The organism is Methanoregula sp., assembly GCF_052325125.1.
Classification (GTDB): domain Archaea; phylum Halobacteriota; class Methanomicrobia; order Methanomicrobiales; family Methanospirillaceae; genus Methanoregula.
This window is the reverse complement of sequence record NZ_JBKQWO010000004.1, coordinates 65039-83138: the sequence shown is the minus strand read 5'-3', so window position 1 is coordinate 83138 and position 18100 is coordinate 65039. Positions and strand designations below refer to the sequence as shown.

The following is an 18100-nucleotide window of genomic DNA, read 5'->3' as shown; positions in this document are numbered from 1 at the left end:
AGTAGCCTGTAACTCATTGGTAAACCTTGTTACAAGTTCATTGTCTTTTTCGGTAAATCGTCCTTCATCTAATGCGGTTTGAATTGAGTTTCCGGCATACTCTTCCCGAACCAGATTAAATGATGCAGCCACGGACATACCCGATTATTGATGCTTTGACCATATTAAAATTATGTAAGGGAATCTAACATTTTGCTAGAGTCCCGGTCGGCGCATTTTTCTTCTGATGACTTGAAGATATCAATAGAGTAGTTATGAATAATCATGATTGTTCGAAACTAAAATTTTGTTAAAACTGTTTGAAAATGTTAAGATATTCATTGTAAGAAGAATTGATGATCTTCACAATATTTGACAAATTTGAGGGTATTTTCATATTTTTTCTTGTCATTCTCATCAGCAGCATCTTGGGCATCTGTTAACATTTTTCTTAGTTTATCCATTCCAATGCCCTTCCAAATTGTCGGCCAATTTACGACATAATATTCGGCCGTCCCATAATCATCATTTTCTTTTTTTATCGGAACATCATATTTAACGTAGAAAGGATTGCGGCCTTTGATTACATCATCTAACTTCATCCTATTAACCGTTGCATAGTTATTTAGAGCATTCATGTATTGTTTCTGAAACAGATCCGTTTGAATTACGCCGATCCAATTGCCTTTCCTCTCATGTTTGAACGCGTCAACGACAGGTAATCCTAAAACAGCAATACCCCCATCAAATTCATTATAAATATATTCACCGATAGAAAGAGCACCACGAAAGAAGAGTCCCTTTTCTATCGCTACTACATAAACAGCCATTAACCAATTTTGAGCGGCAAAAAAATTTTGCAATGTATTGTCTTTTTCCACTTTATCAGAAAAACAAATTACAATAGAATCTTGAAAAATTGCAATTTTCGGCTCGGGCAACGTTACCCCTTCTTGTTCAAATTTATCCTTCCACTTATCCCAGACATATTGCGCTCGAATTCTCATCTTTTTCATTTCGCAAAGAAAATCCAAAAACTGGGCAGCTTCTGTATATTTCGAAACACCGAGGACATCTAAAAAAATAACTACACCCCTATCGATTTCTAATGTCATAGGTGAGGATACATGTTACATTTATAAAAAAATTATGATGATTTTTATTTTTATTTCATACAGTGTCTCTAACAACAGGGATTGTATTTTTGTCTATTTCTCGGAATTGCGATTCTTCCCCCTCCCTGTTTTCGCAGGGAGTCGCTCGGGCGCCTCGTCGGGCCCTCGCTGGGCAAGTGCGTGTACGGGCGCTCGCTTCTCAATCAGCATCGCTCCGGTTCACGGTCTTGCAAACAATATCCCGGGAAAAGAGGAGAGAGAAATCAGGTAACTTCTGCACTCTATTTTTGCGTTGAAAATACCCCAATCAGTGCACCCACTGCACCGGAGCCAATCGCAATAATTCCATCGCTCGGGGCTTTGCTAATGCTGAACAGCCAGATACTGCCCACGACAACCACGAGTACTATGATTGCTAACAAGATCTCTGCAGTCCGATAAAATATCGGATCTTGTGTATATACAGCGTCTTTTTGAGTCGCGTCTTTTGCAGTCTGTGTCGCTTTGTGCACTGCATCTTTTAATGGCATTTCTGGATTTTTGTTAAGAAGATCATTCATCGCAAGATTATAATGAGCCGCAAAACGCTGTTGTTCGTCTGCTTTTTTTGAGGTACCTATCATTTTCAGCCACCTCCAGTTATGGAGTACTTGAGTAATAATCAAGTTGCGTTATATAAATATTATGTTTAAAAAAATATTATATGAGGTCCCTGCAAAGCCCATAATTCATAAGGTATTGATGATTTTTCCGAACTCTATATCCCCACCCTGCTCCCCAGGGAGTCGCTCGGGCGCCTCGCCGAGCCCTCGCTGGGCGTGTGCATGTACGGGCGCCCGCTCTTTTCATTGCACCCCCGCCCACCGAATCCTATCCCGCATCAGGATCCCGGTAAATGCGTAGCGCAAAACCCGACGAGGTGTTTTGCGCGTAGGGCATCGTTACAATTTTCCCAGAATTGATTAGGTTTTGTCGGACTCAAAGCAGGGCATCCCTTTGGTAACTTCCGCGGATCCGGGTCAGCCACCCGTACCCGGGTCCGGACAACCCGAAAACCAAGCGTTTATCTGGATTCGTCCCGAACGGTCAATCTACAGATCCAGAGGCTGAAACGAGAATGAAACCGATATCACTCCTTATGGTGCTTGCCGTCATTGCGATCATGGTTCTTGCCACCGGCTGCACCGGTACCGCACCGGCCGCTGCCGGCCCGGCACCAGCAACTCCGGCAATGCCGCAGCCGGTCTCCATTGCCAATACACCGGTCCAGTACAAGGACGTGAATGGCGTCCGGCTGGCGTACTGGGAATGGGGATCCGGCGAACCCGTCCTGCTCATCGAAGGATTCTCCAGTGAGGTCGCAAACGACACTCCCGCGCAGGCCCCGTGGAACGAGACATTCCTTTCGATCCTCTCCTCGAAATACCATGTCTATGCCTACGATCACCGGGGAATGGGGTACAGCAGCATGAACAATGTGACCCCCACGATCCCCATCTATGCCGATGATGCCGCCGGGCTGATCAAAGCCCTCGGGTACAGCAGCATGAACGTGTACGGGGAGTCCATGGGCTCGTCGACCGCGCAGCAGCTGGTCATCGCCCACCCGGAGCTTGTGCGGAAGCTGATCCTCGATTCCAACTCGTACAGCGCAAACATCCCCGAGTGCCAGGTCCTGCACTCGACCCTCCTCGAGGTCGCAAACGACACGAACGCGAGCCCGGGCCTCCGTGCCGAGGCAAATGCGAACCTTGCCTTTAACGGGACCTGGAACGGCCTTGCCGGCATCAACAAGACCGTCATGCTCGTGGTCGGCACGGGTGACGTGATCACGCCCCAGGCGGTCTCTGTCCAGATGGCCGGGCAGATCAACGGCTCCTGGCTCGTGAGGTTCCAGGGGCTCCCCCACATCGGGAACCGGAATGCACCGGTCCAGTATGGCGAGAACGCGGTGTACTTCCTTGATACAAACGAGTCGCCGCTTGCATCCCCGTAACGGTACGGGGGCCAACCGGAATTTTTTTTACTATGGATCCGGGTCTCCGGTCAGGGTGACCCGGATCATTACCCGGTGAGCTGCACTCACCCGGTGCCCGGTGTGGGCATGAGATCGCCTGTATCCGGATCAAATCGAGAAGATACGCGCATTCGTGAGTGCGGCCGGCAGGTGTGCCGGGACCGTGCTTGTCACATACGCGATCAGGGCGAGAACCAGCCCCAGGATCGCAGGCCCGATTATAAAGTATACCATTTTCTTCATGGCGTCATCCACAGGAATCTCTTCATCCGGTTATCGGGCTGAGGGGAGGAAAAAGGTTTGGACGGATAAATACGGGATCCCCCTCTGGCGCGGCAGGACCCTGTGGGTGTCTCTGACGGGAGGCTTGCCCTCTGCCACCGGGACGAACATCCATCCCCTCCGCCGTCCAACACACCTGCTGACCATCCATGAAGTACTGTCCCGAGTGCGGCAAGTCTCTCGCAGACGAGACCGCCAGCTTCTGCGATAACTGCGGCGCGAAACTTGCAGCAACAGCGGTCGCCGCACCGCAACCCGCCGTAGTGGCTCCGCCAGAGAATGAAGAGAAGAGCACGGCGATTGCAGCAATCTGTTCGCTCGTGATCCCGGGGCTCGGGCAGGTCTATAACGGGAAAACCGAGAGGGGATTTGCAATATTCTTCGGGACCGTGATCGGCCTGTTCATCTTCATCATTCCCGGGGCCATTGTCTGGCTGTTCGGGATCTACGATGCATATTCCCTGACTTATAAGATGAATAACAAAGAGATCCCGTTCCTCCCGACAAAGACCGCCCACCTGCTCATCTTCATTATTCTTGCAATCGTCACCGTGGCAGTGGTTGCTGTCCTTGTGGCGCTACTGGCCTTTGCCGCGATGTTCAGCCACATGGCTCCCCCGTTATGAGAACGCACAAACTTCAGGTTACATTTTTTATCACTTCCGGCAGATTGCGATCCCTCCCCCTCCCTGCATTCGCAGGGAGTCGCTCGGGCGCCTCACCGGGCCCTCTGCTCGGGCGAGTGCGTGTCCGGGCGCCCGCTCCTCAATCAGCATCGCCCCCCTCAACCGAATCCGATCACACATCAGGATCCCGGTAAGTGCGTAGCGCAAAACCGCCGAGGCGTTGTGCGCGTCAGGCATCGTTCTGGTTCAGCGGCTCGGAAAAATTTCCGTGACGCGATTCTGTACCCACCGTTTCAAATCTCCGGCTGGGTACACCCGATCCATTTCCTCACCGGCTGCGGGGGCGTCCCTTCGGGGGCGGCGGCACTACACCCTCATTTGGGGAGGGCACAACATCCCCCATCCACTTGATCCGGGCAACGCCAATCAGGGCCCAAATTGAGCCCGGATTCGTCTTTTCAAGACCCAATCGGAGCCCGTATCGGCCCCCGTTTTTAAATAACCCCAAATCAGCCGTATTTTTGGAATTGGACGAAATAAAACGTTCATATAAACGCGTTTTTCAGGCCGATCCCGGGGCCGGATGGGTTTTCGTTCGTTCCCGGAAAAAGAGGCCGTAAAAACGTGTTTGTCGCCCGATTATGGGCATTATATGGGGCTCAATTTGGGCGTATTTTGGCAAATAAAACAACATAATCGCTCTGATCTGTCTCGTGTGGAATCGGACGGTTTTACGGGCGTATTTTTGGGGATGACACGAGGAATATAATTATGAGGCTTCCTGACAGCGACGGCACTCCTCGCTCACGGCGGTGTGAGGCCATCAGTCCCCCATCATCAGGATCGCCCTACCCAGAAATCAGTCTGGGCAGACCGTCCCTCCCCCATGATCGTTTCTCCGACGGAGAGTTCCCGGGCCGGATCCTGCTCCGGGAAGTTCCAGTGGAAGTGGTGCTAATCCTCTCCACGATTCTTGTTTTAATCGGGCTGTTTTTGAAACGGGGCGTTTTAAACGGGAAAAAACCGTGCAATTTAGCGGGCCTGTACCGGTCGCGAAAAACCGGCCATCCACAAGGCCATCCGGGAACCCTCCTGGCTTTACCGCCCCGCTATGGCCAAAAAATAACAGGGTTTCCCGGGTGCCCGGGAAAAGGCCGGTTTTTTCCCGGAAAAGCCGGGAAATGCCTGCCGACAGGGACGGTGCGGTGCAGAAAGGTGTTCCGGGCGGGGGGATGACAGTTCCTGCCTGATTTTCCGGGTCGGAGGCAGCGGGATACTCGTTCGTCGGGGGGGGATTGCGGAGACTTCGCCGGAACTGGTCACCGGAACGAACGCTTTCCTGCTACCTGAGGACACATCAACCGGCGTACCTCCAGGTGATTTGTGATATCCGGACATCATAGGTCCCGGAGTCCCCCAGCTGACACCCGTCGATGACGTTGATCCTGTAGGTGCCGGTGCCATAAGGATCGATATCGACACTGTCATATCCTGTGCCCATTTCGTTACCGTTACTATCGTATCCGGTGCCGCGTACCGAGACTGACAGGGGATGAGCCACATTGTTTTTGACGGTGCCGGTCATCTCCAAAAGGCCGGTAACCTGACAGGTTACCGATTTCGAAACGATTTCTGCGGCCGGGAGCATCGCCTGCGCCGGTATCATGGCGGGCACTCCTGCCACGGGAACGACCGCCGGGGCGTTCTGAGCGTTCGAACCGACCGGTCCGTTGAAAACCGGTCCGGAAAGAATCAGCAGGACCGCTATAGCTATAATGAGCGCTACCAGGAAAATCATGATCAGAGTGTGAGGATTGCCGGGTTTTTTTGCCGGTGCTGCAGGCAGCAAAACAGGTGCGTCAGTCATAGGGATGCTCTTTTGCCGTAAAATTTCGGTGATGTGCTTGCGCTTCGCCGTTTTTTTGTTAAGATTGATATGTTAAAAATCTACCCGCATTTTTCATTTCCTGATTTCAGCAGGAAAGTTTTTCGAAAGTCCATCGCCGGCGGGCGATAGTATTCGATCATGAATGCTTTTGTGGGAGCATATGATGACCTGCTGATTCCTGCCCGGAACGCGATTCCCGCTCGTCTAGGTCGGTGCGGCACCTTGTCGGGTCGCGCCCGGGCAGTACAGTTTTCTCTTCCTGATCCGCCGCGGGGGCGTCCCTTCTGGGGCGGCGGCACTAATCGCTCACGGGGGTATGGGGGCATCAGCCCCCCATCATTAGGATTGCCCGGTCTGCGATCATAGCAACGAGGGATATCTCCATGTACCCGGATTTTTTTGCACTGTTTGGATACTGAGCCGCCCCTTTTTTCCGGAAAGTCCGATAACATTCCCGGACTTTTTCACAAAAGTTCGATGACCTCACCGGATTTTTTTTGAAAAGTTGGATGACCTTGGCAACCTTTTTTCAAAAAGTCCGATAACTTTGGTGAACAATTTCTGAAAAGTCTGTAACACCATCCGAATTTTTTATGGGCGAGCCTGGGGTACCCTGTCTTGCTGTATACGGCAGCTGGCCCGGTATCATCGCGAGACCGCACCAATAACCCGACCGGTCGCGGTTGTGCTCACCAACGCCACCCCCGGGCCCGGTACAGGATTGATCCGGCAACCGGTCTCCGGATCCTAATGACCAGGGCGACCTGTAAAAATACCTTAAAATATCCCGGCAGTGCAAAGGGTTGTGAGGTTGATTCTGGAATGACACTTACAACCGACCAGGAGAACGCGGTGCTGGACAGGATTATCGGGGAACGGCGCTCCTGCCGGAAATTTACCGAGAAGGTTCCCACGGACGAGCAGGTCGAGGGTATCCTCCACGCCGGACTCCATGCGCCCTTTGCCGCGGCGGCAGTCGGGAACAGTGAGGACTATTTCCGGCGGTTTGTGGTGGTACGGAAGGGTTCGAAAGCCATGAAGGAGCTGGCCCCGCTCGTTTTTAACGAGGTCGTGAAAATGGGAGGCGACCTTGAACGGGCGGCGGCAGGAAACGCCGGCCTGCGAAGCCAGGCCGCCGGGTTCATGAACCGGCTCGCCGCGATCAAAGGCATGGGCATGTTGCCCGGTGTCGGCACGGCTCCCTTCTATATCGTGGCCGCAGAAAAGAAGGGGTTCCCGCCCGTGGAACTGCAGTCCCTCGCCCACTGCATGGAGAACATGTGGCTGAAGGCAACGGCCCTCGGCCTTGGCTTCCAGATCGTCTCCGTCACGGCGCAGATGGCAGACAATAAAGAATTCTGCCGGATCCTCGGGCTCGAACACGGGAAATGGGCGCTCATGGGCTGTGCCATCGGGTACCCGGCCGAGGCGTTGTCTCCTTCAATCCGTCTGTCGGTCCGGGAGGTTACTTCGTGGCCGGCGTGATTGTGACATGATTCCGGAACAGGCGGCAAAAAAGTTCCTGCCACCGGCCTGAACGCCGGAACCGCGGGTGTCTCTGCATACAAAAATCCTGGCAGGTAGAAGGTACTGTACGGTTCCTTTGAAATCCAAAAAAAGAGAGAAAACAATAAATGGGCCCCCTGGATTACTTCTTCTTAGGGGCTGCCTTCTTTACGGCGGGTTTTTTTGCTGGGGCCTTCTTTGCGGCCGGTTTCTTTGCTACAACCATTTTTATTCCACCTCCCACCGGAAAGGGTTATAATTTTCATTATTCTACGAATACATAAATATTTTGGTCGAAATGGTAATTTCCCGCATAGAAACGGTATAAACCGCAACTTTGTCCTGCACAAAACCGGAGTATCCGGAATAGAACTGATTTTACGGACGATTCGGAGCGAAATGCGCAATCATGTGAATTAAGCCTTATTTGCCGAAATAAAAAGAGAATGAGTCGCAATCGCGACCTGCAAGGTATGCAGGCACCAGGCTGGATGCGCATTTTTCAGGTATTTTTGCAAAAATCCGCCTCCTGCGCTTTCATCCATCCCCGGGTATTTTTAAACGGCAGATAAAAGACAACCTTTAAGAGCGTAGGTTGTCCCATCGTGTACGTAATGAAGCGACCGTTTGTTGTCGGAATAATCGGGGGGTTCCTCGGGATTGCGACCGCCCTCTACGTGATCTTTTCATCCGGTTCCTCCGGGGCGACCCTCTCCGGGGTCCAGGCAGCACTTTTTTCCAGCCTGGGCCTGATGGGTGCGGTGATAGCGAACACCGAATCCCGTTTCGCCGGCTGGATGCTGCTCTCCTCCGCCGTCTGGATCACGCTCTCGGTCCCGCTTGCCGGGACGCTCAGCCTGCTGTACCTGTATATGCCGGCAATCATCATTTTCGCAATCGCCTCAGTGCTCTGTTTCATGGAGCCGGAGGCAGATGAGGAACCCCTGCCGGAAGAGGAGCAGGAACCTCAGGCCTGAATCTTTTAGCAAACCTTTCTTCCCGATGCGATGCGGTGACCGGGAAAAGAAGTCCGAAAAAACTCCGTCTTGTCCCCTTCATGCATTCGCGGGTTTTTTGCCGGATCGGTCATTGACCCTGCATACACCATGCATTTTCCGGCGCAAAAGTACCCCTCGTCATGAAAAGTGCACACCGCACTGCGGGGTCATGGGCACGATCCCCCGGCACTGGCAGCAGGTCGCAAAAAAAGGACGTTAAAAACGCCGGATAAAAATAAACAAACTGCGGCCGGGTCTTCAGGAAAAACGTGGATTATCCTGATCAAAACCCCGGTAAAATCCCGTCGCGGGATTACCGGCCCGCCCGGACGCGACCGGGTGCCGGCATGCACGCAAAAACCGGCAGATCACCGGTCTTCCTGCGTATCGGCAGCCGATGACAGGATCGGTACTGCCGAGCGGCACACAACCCCGGTGGCAACCCGGTTCAGGATAACCAGAAGGGCAAGCATCAGGATCGCCGCAAGGATAAACAGCAGGTACTGCAGACCGCCCACCGTCATATACGCAAAAAAACCATAGCAGACCCCGGCCGCAGTAACGAGGGCAGTGGCGAGAATACCTGCCCGCAGGCCGGTAAAGGCCCTGCTCCGGATATCCGGAAAGAGGAGCAGGCCGACAACACTGATCCCCCCAAAACCGATGGCGGCAAGGAGCAGGACGTACAGGAGTGCGTCGAGTACCCATACCGTCATGGTACCACACCCCGGTGAACCTGGGAGATCCGTATAGTGGTCGCAAACACGATGCACGCAAGCAGCCCCGCGAGCACCGGCAGGATCAGGTCCCCGACCGATACCGTGAGGGAAAGCGCACCAGCGCAGGCAAGGGTGGCCGCCACATTCACCGCGATCAGCCGGTCATTCAGCGTCGGGCCGGGAATGACACGCAGTACTGCGCAGAAGGCAAGGATAAAAAAACAGACTGCCGCAACAAGCCAGATATCAAGTGTCATCCACAATCACCCTCTCCGTAAACTCCGGGCTCCCTGATCCCGTATATCACAGTACTAAAATGGAGAACTGGTACATATCAAACCTCCCGCTGCCCCGGATGCCTCCCGACTCCGCCGGGGACGCGGGACAAACGATACCGGCATAAACGAAAAAGAAAAGACCGCCTATCATTTTATAAGAACAAACGCGAACAGCTGTGGGAATGCGCCCCTATCTCGGCAGGATCCTCCTGCGCTGGTGCGACCAGTGCCACACGCCGGTCCTCGCAAAAACCTGTGCTGCGTGCGGTGCACCCACCCGTGAAGTGCCGCTCACCCCCCCGGGAGATGCGCGACCGGCATTTCCGGCCGATATTGCGCTTATCAACAGCATCTTTCATGAGCACTTCGGAGCGCCGCTCGTACCCGAGGACCATCTGGTTCTTTTGAACAAGGTCCCGGATGCCGACCGGATGGAAGAGATCGTGATCGGCGGGGGGATAGCGGGCTCGATCCGGTATATCCCCAAGGAACGCCGGTGGGAGCCCATCCCGCGCCCCGAGGCCTGTACCATCTTCAGGCCGGAAAAGCGTGTTGTCGTGGTTGACGACAGCGCTGTGCCGTTTATCCGCGACCAGGGGATGAGCGTCCTCCGTCCGGGCCTTGATTTCATTGACGACGCGGTCCGGACCGGCGACGAAGTATTTATCCTCGCAAAAAACGGGGAGTGCATCGGAGCGGGCAGGGCAAAGGCAGGGGCAGAAGAAGCCCGGGCCCTCGTGAAAGGTTCTGTCGTCCGCAACCGCAGGAACGTGCCGTCCCGCATCGTCCCGGGAAAGGCCACGTGGCAGGATGCGGTCCGGTCAAATGCTGAAGCGATAGCACAGGCAGAAGCAGAAGCGGTGCAGTTCGTAAAAGACGTCGCTGCCGCGTACCCCCTCCAGCCCACCATATCGTACTCCGGGGGAAAAGACAGCCTGGCAACGATGCTTGTCGTAAGAAAAGCAATCGGCAGCGTTCCGTTGCTCTTTGCCGACACCGGCCTCGAGTTCCCGGATACCTACGAAAACGTTGAAGCGGTGCAGCAGAAATACGGGGCAGGCATCATCCGGACCACCACATCCGGTAAATTCTCAGAGACACTGGAGCGCGAGGGACCGCCGGCCGTGAACGCACGCTGGTGCTGCAGCGTCTGCAAGCTCCTGCCGGTCAGAGAGACCATCCGTTCGACCTGGGGCGAATGCCTTTCCTTTATCGGGCAACGGCGGTACGAATCGCTCGCCCGGGCGGACAGCGACCGGGTCTGGAGAAACCCGACCGTGAAAGTCCAGGTTTCCGCCGCGCCAATCCAGAACTGGACTGCCCTTCACGTCTGGCTCTACCTCTTCCGTGAGGAAGCGCCCTACAACCGGCTCTACGAGCACCGGCTGGATCGGATCGGATGTTTCATGTGCCCGTCCAGTGATATGGCATTGATCCATATGATCGAGACCGATTTTGCCGGGCTCTGGGGAGGGTGGCGGGAGCGGCTCGAAGCGTGGCGGGAGGCTCACGATCTCCCTGCCGACTGGATAGAGAGCGGGGCGTGGAGACTTAAGGAGGGTGTACATGGCAAAGAACGTCACCATCATTGATTACGGTCTCGGAAACCTGCGCAGTGTCATGCGCGGGATCGAGGCGGCGGGGGCACGTGCCGTCATCACCGGGGACGCAGGGGAGATCGCAGCAGCCGATGGCATCGTGCTGCCGGGAGTCGGCGCATTCCACGAGGGCATGGACCAGCTGGGCGCCATCAGGGAAACGGTCTGTGCTGCAACAAAAGATGTCCCCCTCCTTGGCATCTGTCTTGGCATGCAGATGCTCATGGACTCAAGCGAGGAGCACGGGACGCACCGGGGCCTCGGCCTCATCCCGGGCCGCGTGCGCCGGTTCCCCCATGTCCCGGGAGTGAAAGTGCCGCACATGGGCTGGAACGCCATACGTCTTACAAAAGAAGAGAGCCCCCTGTTATCAGGTCTCCCGCACGAAGCGTACGTGTATTTCGTTCACTCGTACTATGCCGATACGACACCGGAATACACCCTTACTTCAACGGACTATATTCTTCCCTTTGCCTCGTCCATTGTCCGGGACGATGTATACGGCGTACAGTTTCACCCGGAAAAGAGCGGGGCTGTCGGCCTGCGGCTGCTCAAAAATTTTATCGACCTGATCTGACGGTTTTCGGTGCGCCGGCGGATTAGTCCCGAAAGCTCCCGGAAATAAGAGAGGAACCTTTTTAATTCCGGGCATTCGACCATGTAGTCATGAGTAAGTTTATCCCCGTCCTTCTCCTGCTCTCCCTGTTCCTTGCAGGGTCGGCATCCGCGTATGGCATTTACCTGAACTGTTCTCCTCTCACCATCCCGGTCGGCCAGACCATAAAATGCTCGGTTGACTCCAATTTCCCTGCCGGGACCAGTTTCAACCTGGTTTTTTACCAGTCGCAGTACACTTCCACGCTGATCGACAGCCAGGCCATGGCCACCCAGCCTAACCAGCTCACCCAGTACGCGCTCTTCGATACCACCGGTCTCCCCGGCGGCCAGTACAAGGTCGAGATCCAGTTCAACGGTGTTGTAACGCCGAGCTCCGACTCCGCATTGACCCAGATTATCACGCTTACCGACCGTTCCAGCGACCTCACCATCAACTCCCCGACCACCCAGGACCTGGCCGATGCGCTCGTGATTTCGGGTTCGCTCAAGAACGGGGGGAATAAAGGCATACAGCTCCAGGTCGATGGTGCATCGGCAGGCCGGGTATTCGGCCCCCAGTATATCGGGACGACCAATAATATCCAGAACGGAGCCGGCGTCTTTTCGCAGACCATATCCGTGACCCAGCCCGATGATTACAAGGTCAAGTTCGCCGATGCCAACGGTGCCATTACCACGGTCACCTTCCACGTGATTGCCCCGACCGTGGCAACGACCATTCCCACGATCACGACCCCGCCACCGGTCGCCACCACGAAACTGGTCACCTATACGCCGATCCCTACCCCCTCCACGACCAGGTCGTCCCTGCCGGTGGTTGTCGTGATCGGAGCGCTCGGGATCGCCATGCTGGTTGCTGTCAGGATCAAAAAAGACCGTAAATAGAATACCCCACGATACTTTTTTCCTTTGACGGCAGGACCGGGACCGTCCCTGCGATTGGGGGATGCGCCCGCCGCAGGCAGCCTTCCTGCATTGGATTGCAGCAGGCACCATCCGGCAGGGGTTTTATGGATACCAGCCCGGGTAAAATCATATACCGCTTATCCGGGAGCATTCCGCCCAAAAAAACAGATCTCAGGGGTAGCGTCTCTTCCGCCAGAGATATGCCTCGTAGCAGAGCAGGATGAAGATGACAAAAACCCCGCCGAAAAAGAAGGCAAGCGCAGGATCGAAGGGAAGTTCCTGCACCATGGCATTTTCCGCCATGGCTTTTGCCGCGAACATCCCGGCTCCCGACCCCACCCGGGGTGCCGCAGAGGGCACTGCCTCAATCGCATTCTGGTAGGAAAAGATGGGTGAAAGTACGATGACGGCAATCGTCCCGGCAACAACGATCCCGAAAAGTGAGCCGTACTTGAGGAGCAGGGCCCTGACATTGGTCTGCCGGGGCGCGACGATCAGGAGCTGATCGGTGAGCGAGTACATTTTAACCTCGCGCCCTTTTATGCTGTACCGGGTTTCAGCAACGGTGATGAGGCCGGCATTGAGCAGGTTTTCGGCATGGTATTGTGCTGTAGTAAGGGGAATTTTCAGCTGCCCAGTGATATCGGTGAGACTTTTTGTGCCGGTAGCAAGGAGGGTGAGGATATCGCTTGCGGTCTGGCTTGCCATGGCTTTTGCGATCTTCTGCGCCCGTTCATCGCCCGGTTCCAGCACCACCACAGCCCCGGTCATGGTTAACTCTTCTGCAGCGCCGCAATAATGCGCTCGCGCCCCACGTTCAGGGCGAGATCGAGTTTGTCGGCATCCGGCCCGCCGCCCTGCGCCATCGCGGGTTTTCCGCCGCCCTTGCCGCCAAGGAGGCTGCACACCTGCCCGATAATCTCCCCGGCGTTCACCCGTGAATCGCCCGACGCAAGGACAACCCTTGCGGTTTCACCCGGGGTGGCAAGAAGAGCCACCCCGCCTTTTTCAGAGAGCACGGTTGCGATCGTCGCGAGCTCGCGCGGTGCGAGATCGATGCGTTTTACAACGACCGGAACCCCGCCGATGGTCTCGGGCCGGATCGTTTTTATCTCCAGATCCACCAGTTTCTGGCTCATGCGTTCGATCTCTTTTCTCTGGTCTTTCCATTCGGTGAAAAACCGTGTGACCGTGGGCGGGAGGTTCTCGATCTGCACGGAGAGGATGTCCGCCGATGACGTGACAATCTGTTCAAGGTGCTGCAGGTAATAGACAGCGGCGATCCCTGCGGCAAACTCGATGCGTTCGATCCCGTCCTGGATATGCTCGACCCGGAGGATCTTGATCATGCCGACCTCCCCGGTGCTCCGGCAGTGCGTCCCTGCGCAGGCCTCGATATCCCCGGCCACTTTTACCACCCGTATGTCCTTGCCCTGCGGCACCCCGCCCTGGTACAGGGAGAACCCGTAGAGCTGCTCGGCCCTGGTACGGTTCTCGATCGAGATCTCGACCGGCTGGTTGGCCATCACCATCCGGTTTGCCGCAATCTCGATCTTGTGCAGCTCATCGGCCGTAATATGCTTGAAGTGGCGGATATCGATGCGGGAGCTCTCGGCCCCTTTCTGCGCCCCGGACTGGTGGATATGGACACCGAGCACCTCTTTTGCAGCGTGGAGGAGGATATGGGTAGCCGTATGGTGGCGCATCAGCGAGAAGCGCCGTTCCTCGTCGATCATGCCCTTGACCCGCTCACCGCGCTGCAGGACGCCCCCGCTGATATGGTGGAGGATGACCTCGCCGACCTTGACCACATCGTCGACACGTGCCATGCTCTCCGATCCGACAAGGCTGCCGGTATCGGCCGGCTGGCCGCCGCCTTCAGGGTAAAAGAGCGTCTGGTCGAGCACCACGTATTCATCGAAGAAGTCGATGACCACCGCCTCGAACTCGATGTCCTCGGGCTGATCGTAGTACAGTTTCTTTGTTGGCGGCAGCCCCCGGACCCGCTCGGTACAGCCCGCAGTCTTGTCGACAACCGCCTCCTTCTTTGATTCGGAGTGCATGTCGGCGATCTGGGAATAGAAATTGTCCGGGAGATCGATGACTGCGCCTTCCTTTCCGGCAATATCCTTGATCATCTCCGGGGGGATGCCGTGGGAATCGTACAGGGTGATGATCTCGGCGAGCGGCACACGCTGGCTTTTCGCCTTGTAGGTCTTCGCGACTTTCTGGACGATCCGGGTTCCCCGTTCCAGTGTCACCGCGTATTTTTCCACCTCACGATCGACGATCTCGCGGACGATGGCAATATCCTGCTCGAATTTTTTCATACCGATGATCTTCATCTGCTCTTCGATGAGATCGGCAAGGGAGTCCTGCATCTTAAACTCGTTCATCATCCGCAGCGTCCTGCGGATAACGAGACGGGCAAGGTACCCTTCCCGCACGTTTGAAGGCACGATGCAGTCGCCGAGCATGTACGCAAGGCACCGGGTATGGTCGACAATCGCGTACACCTTTTCGATGGGTGTTATCATCCGGTCGAGCTTCTCGGGCGAGATCTCGATAGCAGCTGCCACCTTTTTTCGCAGGTTGAAGAGATTGGAGCCGGAGATGTCCATGAGCCCGGCAAACTTCGCGTTTAATGCGAGAATCTTCGTATAGTCCTTGTTTTCGAGCAGGTGCGAGATCCCTGCCGAACTCATGACCCGGCTGACCATATCCGGGAAAACCGCATCGTAGATAGTCGGGGAACCCTTCGATGCCCAGACCAGCCGCTCGAGCCCGTATCCCGTATCGACAATCCGGAGTTTCATCGGGTAGTACATCTCGCCATTGAGATCGTAGCCGGGGTGGTCGGTTTTTTCCCGGCCGAGGCTCATGAAGACAAGCGTCGCGACCTCGAGGCCGCCGATCATGACCTCGACGCTCGGGCCCGCGTTCCCGCCGCCAATCCACGGGTGTTCCTTGTACGTGACCTTGTTGAGGTCGCCGCCGATCGAGACAAGGAACTGGTCGCAGAGTTCGACCGTGCGGTCTTTCCAGTAGATCTCCTCGGTCGGCGTATTGAAGGCGTGGTGGGCAAGCATCTCGAACGTGGTCAGGTGCCGCCCGGACTTCCCGACAGAGTCAAGGTCATTGAGCCGGATGCAGGGCTGGGAGATGGTGAGCGGGTTCGCGGGCGGCGGGACGATGCCGGCGGTCACGAACGGCTGGAAATCAGCGATGGATGCGATGGTGAGATAGATATCGTCCCGCCAGCGTGCGGCCACCGGGTAGCGCTCGATGCGGGTATGCCCGTTCTTTTCAAAAAAGGAAAGGTAGGCTTCGCGCATCTCGTCGACCGTATGGCAGGTGAACACGGGATTCCCGATGAAGGTGTAGGGTTCGCAGGGTGCATCCCCGCACACCTCGCGGGAACTGTCGCGCGTCCAGAAGGCAGAACCGCAGGATTTGCAGATCTTCCGTGTCAACCCCTGATTCTTAAAATATTCGAGCTGGTATTCTTCTTCGAGCATTAAACGCACGTCCGTGGGGTATAAACCGGGAATTTCCCGTATGGCTGTACGCCAGCGACACCGTAGGACGCGGGCAGCCATATTCCTGGAACAGTACTCAAAAAGTCTGCCAGGATCGAGCTGTCAGTCCGGCATGCTGGCGTACCTGTCATTCATCTATGATTTACCCCGCAAAGGAAAAAGGGTTTCCGAAAAGGGACGGGTGAATACCGATCCGTATTGTACCGGGTACTGCAGGCAGCAGCGTCCCGGAGTCCCAAATCCCGCCCACGTCCTTAAAATATCAGCACACGCTGGTGATCCGCCACCACGTTCCCCGGCAGGTAAAACAGGATCTTCCCGAGACCCGGATAGCCGATGTCCAGCACAGCCTTCAGGTTCTTGTTTTTGGCCACGCCCCGTTTCTGGAACGAAGGAGAGAAAGCAAACAGGTGGAGGTTTTCGTTACCGGCAACTGCATCGATAAGGTCCTGAAGGTTAAATCCCACGGAGTCGGGGCAGACCTTCAGGACCCCGGTCAGCGCATAAATCCCGTCCTCCAGAAAGACCACCCGGGTGAGGATCCCTTTATGGGCGCACGCCACGGCAAACGCGATTGCCCCGTATGCGTGCCCGGTGCTGTACGGGTTTTTTGTGATGAGGATTATGATCGGCGGGGATGTGCTGTTCTGCTCTGCCCGGTCAAACGAGGGAGCTGATTCTTTCCTCGGGAACTGGACGGACCCGGCATTTTCCGAGAGGATAATGTGGCTTTTCCCGAACCGGTCAATCATGGCGTTCATGTCCCGGATCTTGAACGGTTTTATGGTACAGGTGGAGATAGTTACGCCTTTCCCGTCATTCCAGGTATTGTAACCCCGTGCAGTGGCACAACTGTTGCATGCGAGGATCAGGCACGTAAGATCCTGTTTTCCTGCCAGATCGTAAAGATCCTCGAGACCCCGCCCGATATTCTCCGACTCGGTCGGGCTCTGTCCGGTATGCCCCAGGTGAATGCCATCGAGATAGGCATACAGTTCGACCGAGAACCGGTTTTCCAGTGCAGAGAAAAGAAACCGCAGCCCGTGCCATGCTGACCTGTGCATGTACGGGGACTCGATCTCGAACCAGCCGATCGAGGCCGGTGGAAGTGGCGGCCTGTTCTGCCGGACCAGCGTCGCCACATCATTCCAGAATGATGGCTGGTTGTTGTGCGAAAGGCCGTTCTGGTCGATTACCTGGTTGGGATTTTTCATCGCAAGCTGTTCGACCGAGACCCCGCGGAGATCCAGTTCCTGCCGGTCGCAGATGATCCTGACAGCGGAAAAGGAGAGGATCACAGACCAGATCTGCCGGGTCTCCGGGTTTTCCAGGCTTGTCAGTGCATCCCCGGTGAGGAAGAAGGTGAACACCGGGCTCTTTGTCGTGGCCCGGAACAACAGGGACTCAGGACAGATCTGGATAAAGTAAAACTTGAGCGATTCCTCGAACCACGAAAGCCGCTCGCTCGTAACGGGGCCTGAAAGGAGAAAAAAATGCGAGGTCATGATCTGCCGGCTTAACGATTGTATGCGGGATATTTACCTGATCTCCCCGAAGAGGGGGAGTGGTTTTCGCACATCCACCCTGGAGCCCTCAACCGGTGCAAGCCACGGGGGAGTTTTTACTATCGTGGCGGAGAGATTGTCGCAAATAGTGTTTAATTCACCGGATTGCATTAAAGTCTTTGCTTCTTTTGCTGCCACCGTCAGGCTGGACCGGCCGTCATTGCGGCAGGACCTTTTGCTCCCGCCACCCCGTTTCTCCCGCTGTTATGCCAATTTGACAATCGTTGCCACGGGAATAATGCTATCCAGCGGTTGTTCTGCACCACCGCCAGGCCGGTTGTCATCATCCTTGTCATCATCCATTATACCAAAGAAGTAAACCAATAAACGAGTACACCAAAACAGCTACTCATGAGACGGGAGGCGATCCGGACGGCATTTCAGGAGACCAGCATCACCGGGGGAATCAACGTTCCCGTGGCACCGGGCAGGGCCGGGAAGACAGAAAAGATTCGGAATGTGACCG

16 protein-coding genes are annotated in these 18100 nt (G+C 55.4%); 7 read left to right on the top strand and 9 right to left on the bottom strand.

From position 1 onward, the window contains the following. Nucleotides 1-317: 317 nt before the first annotated feature. Nucleotides 318-1094 carry a hypothetical protein gene (locus ACLQMU_RS01355; RefSeq protein ID WP_424039140.1) on the bottom strand — a complete coding sequence of 259 codons (777 nt, stop codon included), beginning with the start codon at nucleotides 1092-1094 and terminating at the stop codon, nucleotides 318-320. 281 nt (nucleotides 1095-1375) lie between these two features. Continuing rightward, complete coding sequence (locus tag ACLQMU_RS01350) at nucleotides 1376-1717, bottom strand: hypothetical protein (RefSeq protein WP_424039139.1); 342 nt, start codon at nucleotides 1715-1717, stop codon at nucleotides 1376-1378. Nucleotides 1718-2211: 494 nt separating this feature from the next. Between ACLQMU_RS01350 and ACLQMU_RS01345 the strand changes: the two genes are divergently transcribed. Further along, a complete protein-coding gene (locus ACLQMU_RS01345) occupies nucleotides 2212-3090 on the top strand; it encodes an alpha/beta fold hydrolase (protein WP_422149041.1) in 879 nt (292 codons plus the stop codon). A 129-nt stretch (nucleotides 3091-3219) separates the two neighbouring features. Here ACLQMU_RS01345 and ACLQMU_RS01340 read toward each other — a convergent pair whose 3' ends face one another. Next, nucleotides 3220-3354 (bottom strand): hypothetical protein, encoded by a 135-nt coding sequence (locus tag ACLQMU_RS01340; RefSeq protein ID WP_422149042.1) that lies wholly within the window; start codon nucleotides 3352-3354, stop codon nucleotides 3220-3222. Nucleotides 3355-3542: 188 nt separating this feature from the next. On the opposite strand from ACLQMU_RS01340, the gene ACLQMU_RS01335 reads away from it, so the two are divergent. After that, nucleotides 3543-4019 carry a zinc ribbon domain-containing protein gene (locus ACLQMU_RS01335; RefSeq protein WP_422149043.1) on the top strand — a complete coding sequence of 159 codons (477 nt, stop codon included), beginning with the start codon at nucleotides 3543-3545 and terminating at the stop codon, nucleotides 4017-4019. Between the two features lie 1357 nt (nucleotides 4020-5376). Here ACLQMU_RS01335 and ACLQMU_RS01330 read toward each other — a convergent pair. Next, entirely contained in the window at nucleotides 5377-5817 is a 441-nt protein-coding gene (locus ACLQMU_RS01330; RefSeq protein ID WP_424039135.1) for an FxLYD domain-containing protein, read from the bottom strand. A 912-nt stretch (nucleotides 5818-6729) separates the two neighbouring features. Here ACLQMU_RS01330 and ACLQMU_RS01325 point away from each other — a divergent pair. Further along, complete coding sequence (locus ACLQMU_RS01325) at nucleotides 6730-7392, top strand: nitroreductase family protein (protein ID WP_424039133.1); 663 nt, start codon at nucleotides 6730-6732, stop codon at nucleotides 7390-7392. A gap of 635 nt (nucleotides 7393-8027) precedes the next feature. Further along, nucleotides 8028-8390, top strand: coding sequence for a hypothetical protein (locus ACLQMU_RS01320; RefSeq protein ID WP_422149450.1), 363 nt, complete (start codon nucleotides 8028-8030; stop codon nucleotides 8388-8390). A 389-nt stretch (nucleotides 8391-8779) separates the two neighbouring features. Here ACLQMU_RS01320 and ACLQMU_RS01315 read toward each other — a convergent pair whose 3' ends face one another. Further along, nucleotides 8780-9127, bottom strand: a complete 348-nt coding sequence (locus ACLQMU_RS01315) for a hypothetical protein (RefSeq protein ID WP_422149449.1) — start codon at nucleotides 9125-9127, stop codon at nucleotides 8780-8782. Next, nucleotides 9124-9387, bottom strand: coding sequence for a hypothetical protein (locus tag ACLQMU_RS01310; RefSeq protein WP_424039131.1), 264 nt, complete (start codon nucleotides 9385-9387; stop codon nucleotides 9124-9126). Before ACLQMU_RS01310 ends, ACLQMU_RS01315 begins: the two co-directional genes overlap by 4 nt. A gap of 203 nt (nucleotides 9388-9590) precedes the next feature. Between ACLQMU_RS01310 and ACLQMU_RS01305 the strand changes: the two genes are divergently transcribed. From ACLQMU_RS01305 to ACLQMU_RS01295, 3 genes are all read left to right on the top strand, one after another. After that, complete coding sequence (locus tag ACLQMU_RS01305) at nucleotides 9591-11000, top strand: phosphoadenosine phosphosulfate reductase domain-containing protein (protein WP_424039129.1); 1410 nt, start codon at nucleotides 9591-9593, stop codon at nucleotides 10998-11000. Beyond that, nucleotides 10975-11583, top strand: coding sequence for an imidazole glycerol phosphate synthase subunit HisH (gene hisH, locus ACLQMU_RS01300; protein ID WP_424039128.1), 609 nt, complete (start codon nucleotides 10975-10977; stop codon nucleotides 11581-11583). The genes ACLQMU_RS01305 and hisH overlap by 26 nt, the downstream gene beginning before the upstream one ends. 89 nt (nucleotides 11584-11672) lie before the next feature. Next, nucleotides 11673-12509: a hypothetical protein gene (locus ACLQMU_RS01295; RefSeq protein ID WP_422148394.1), complete on the top strand. Its 837-nt coding sequence runs from the start codon at nucleotides 11673-11675 to the stop codon at nucleotides 12507-12509. 192 nt (nucleotides 12510-12701) lie between these two features. Here the strand turns inward: ACLQMU_RS01295 and ACLQMU_RS01290 are convergent, their stop codons facing one another. From ACLQMU_RS01290 to ACLQMU_RS01280, 3 genes are all read right to left on the bottom strand, one after another. Continuing rightward, on the bottom strand, nucleotides 12702-13301 hold the full coding sequence (locus tag ACLQMU_RS01290) for an ArsR/SmtB family transcription factor (protein WP_424038994.1): 600 nt from the start codon (nucleotides 13299-13301) through the stop codon (nucleotides 12702-12704). 2 nt (nucleotides 13302-13303) lie between these two features. Continuing rightward, the gene (gene alaS, locus ACLQMU_RS01285; RefSeq protein WP_424038993.1) at nucleotides 13304-16048 is read right to left on the bottom strand and encodes an alanine--tRNA ligase; all 2745 of its coding nucleotides are present in this window, start codon (nucleotides 16046-16048) and stop codon (nucleotides 13304-13306) included. A gap of 275 nt (nucleotides 16049-16323) precedes the next feature. Then, nucleotides 16324-17574 (bottom strand): DsrE family protein, encoded by a 1251-nt coding sequence (locus ACLQMU_RS01280; RefSeq protein WP_422148391.1) that lies wholly within the window; start codon nucleotides 17572-17574, stop codon nucleotides 16324-16326. Nucleotides 17575-18100 lie beyond the last annotated feature (526 nt).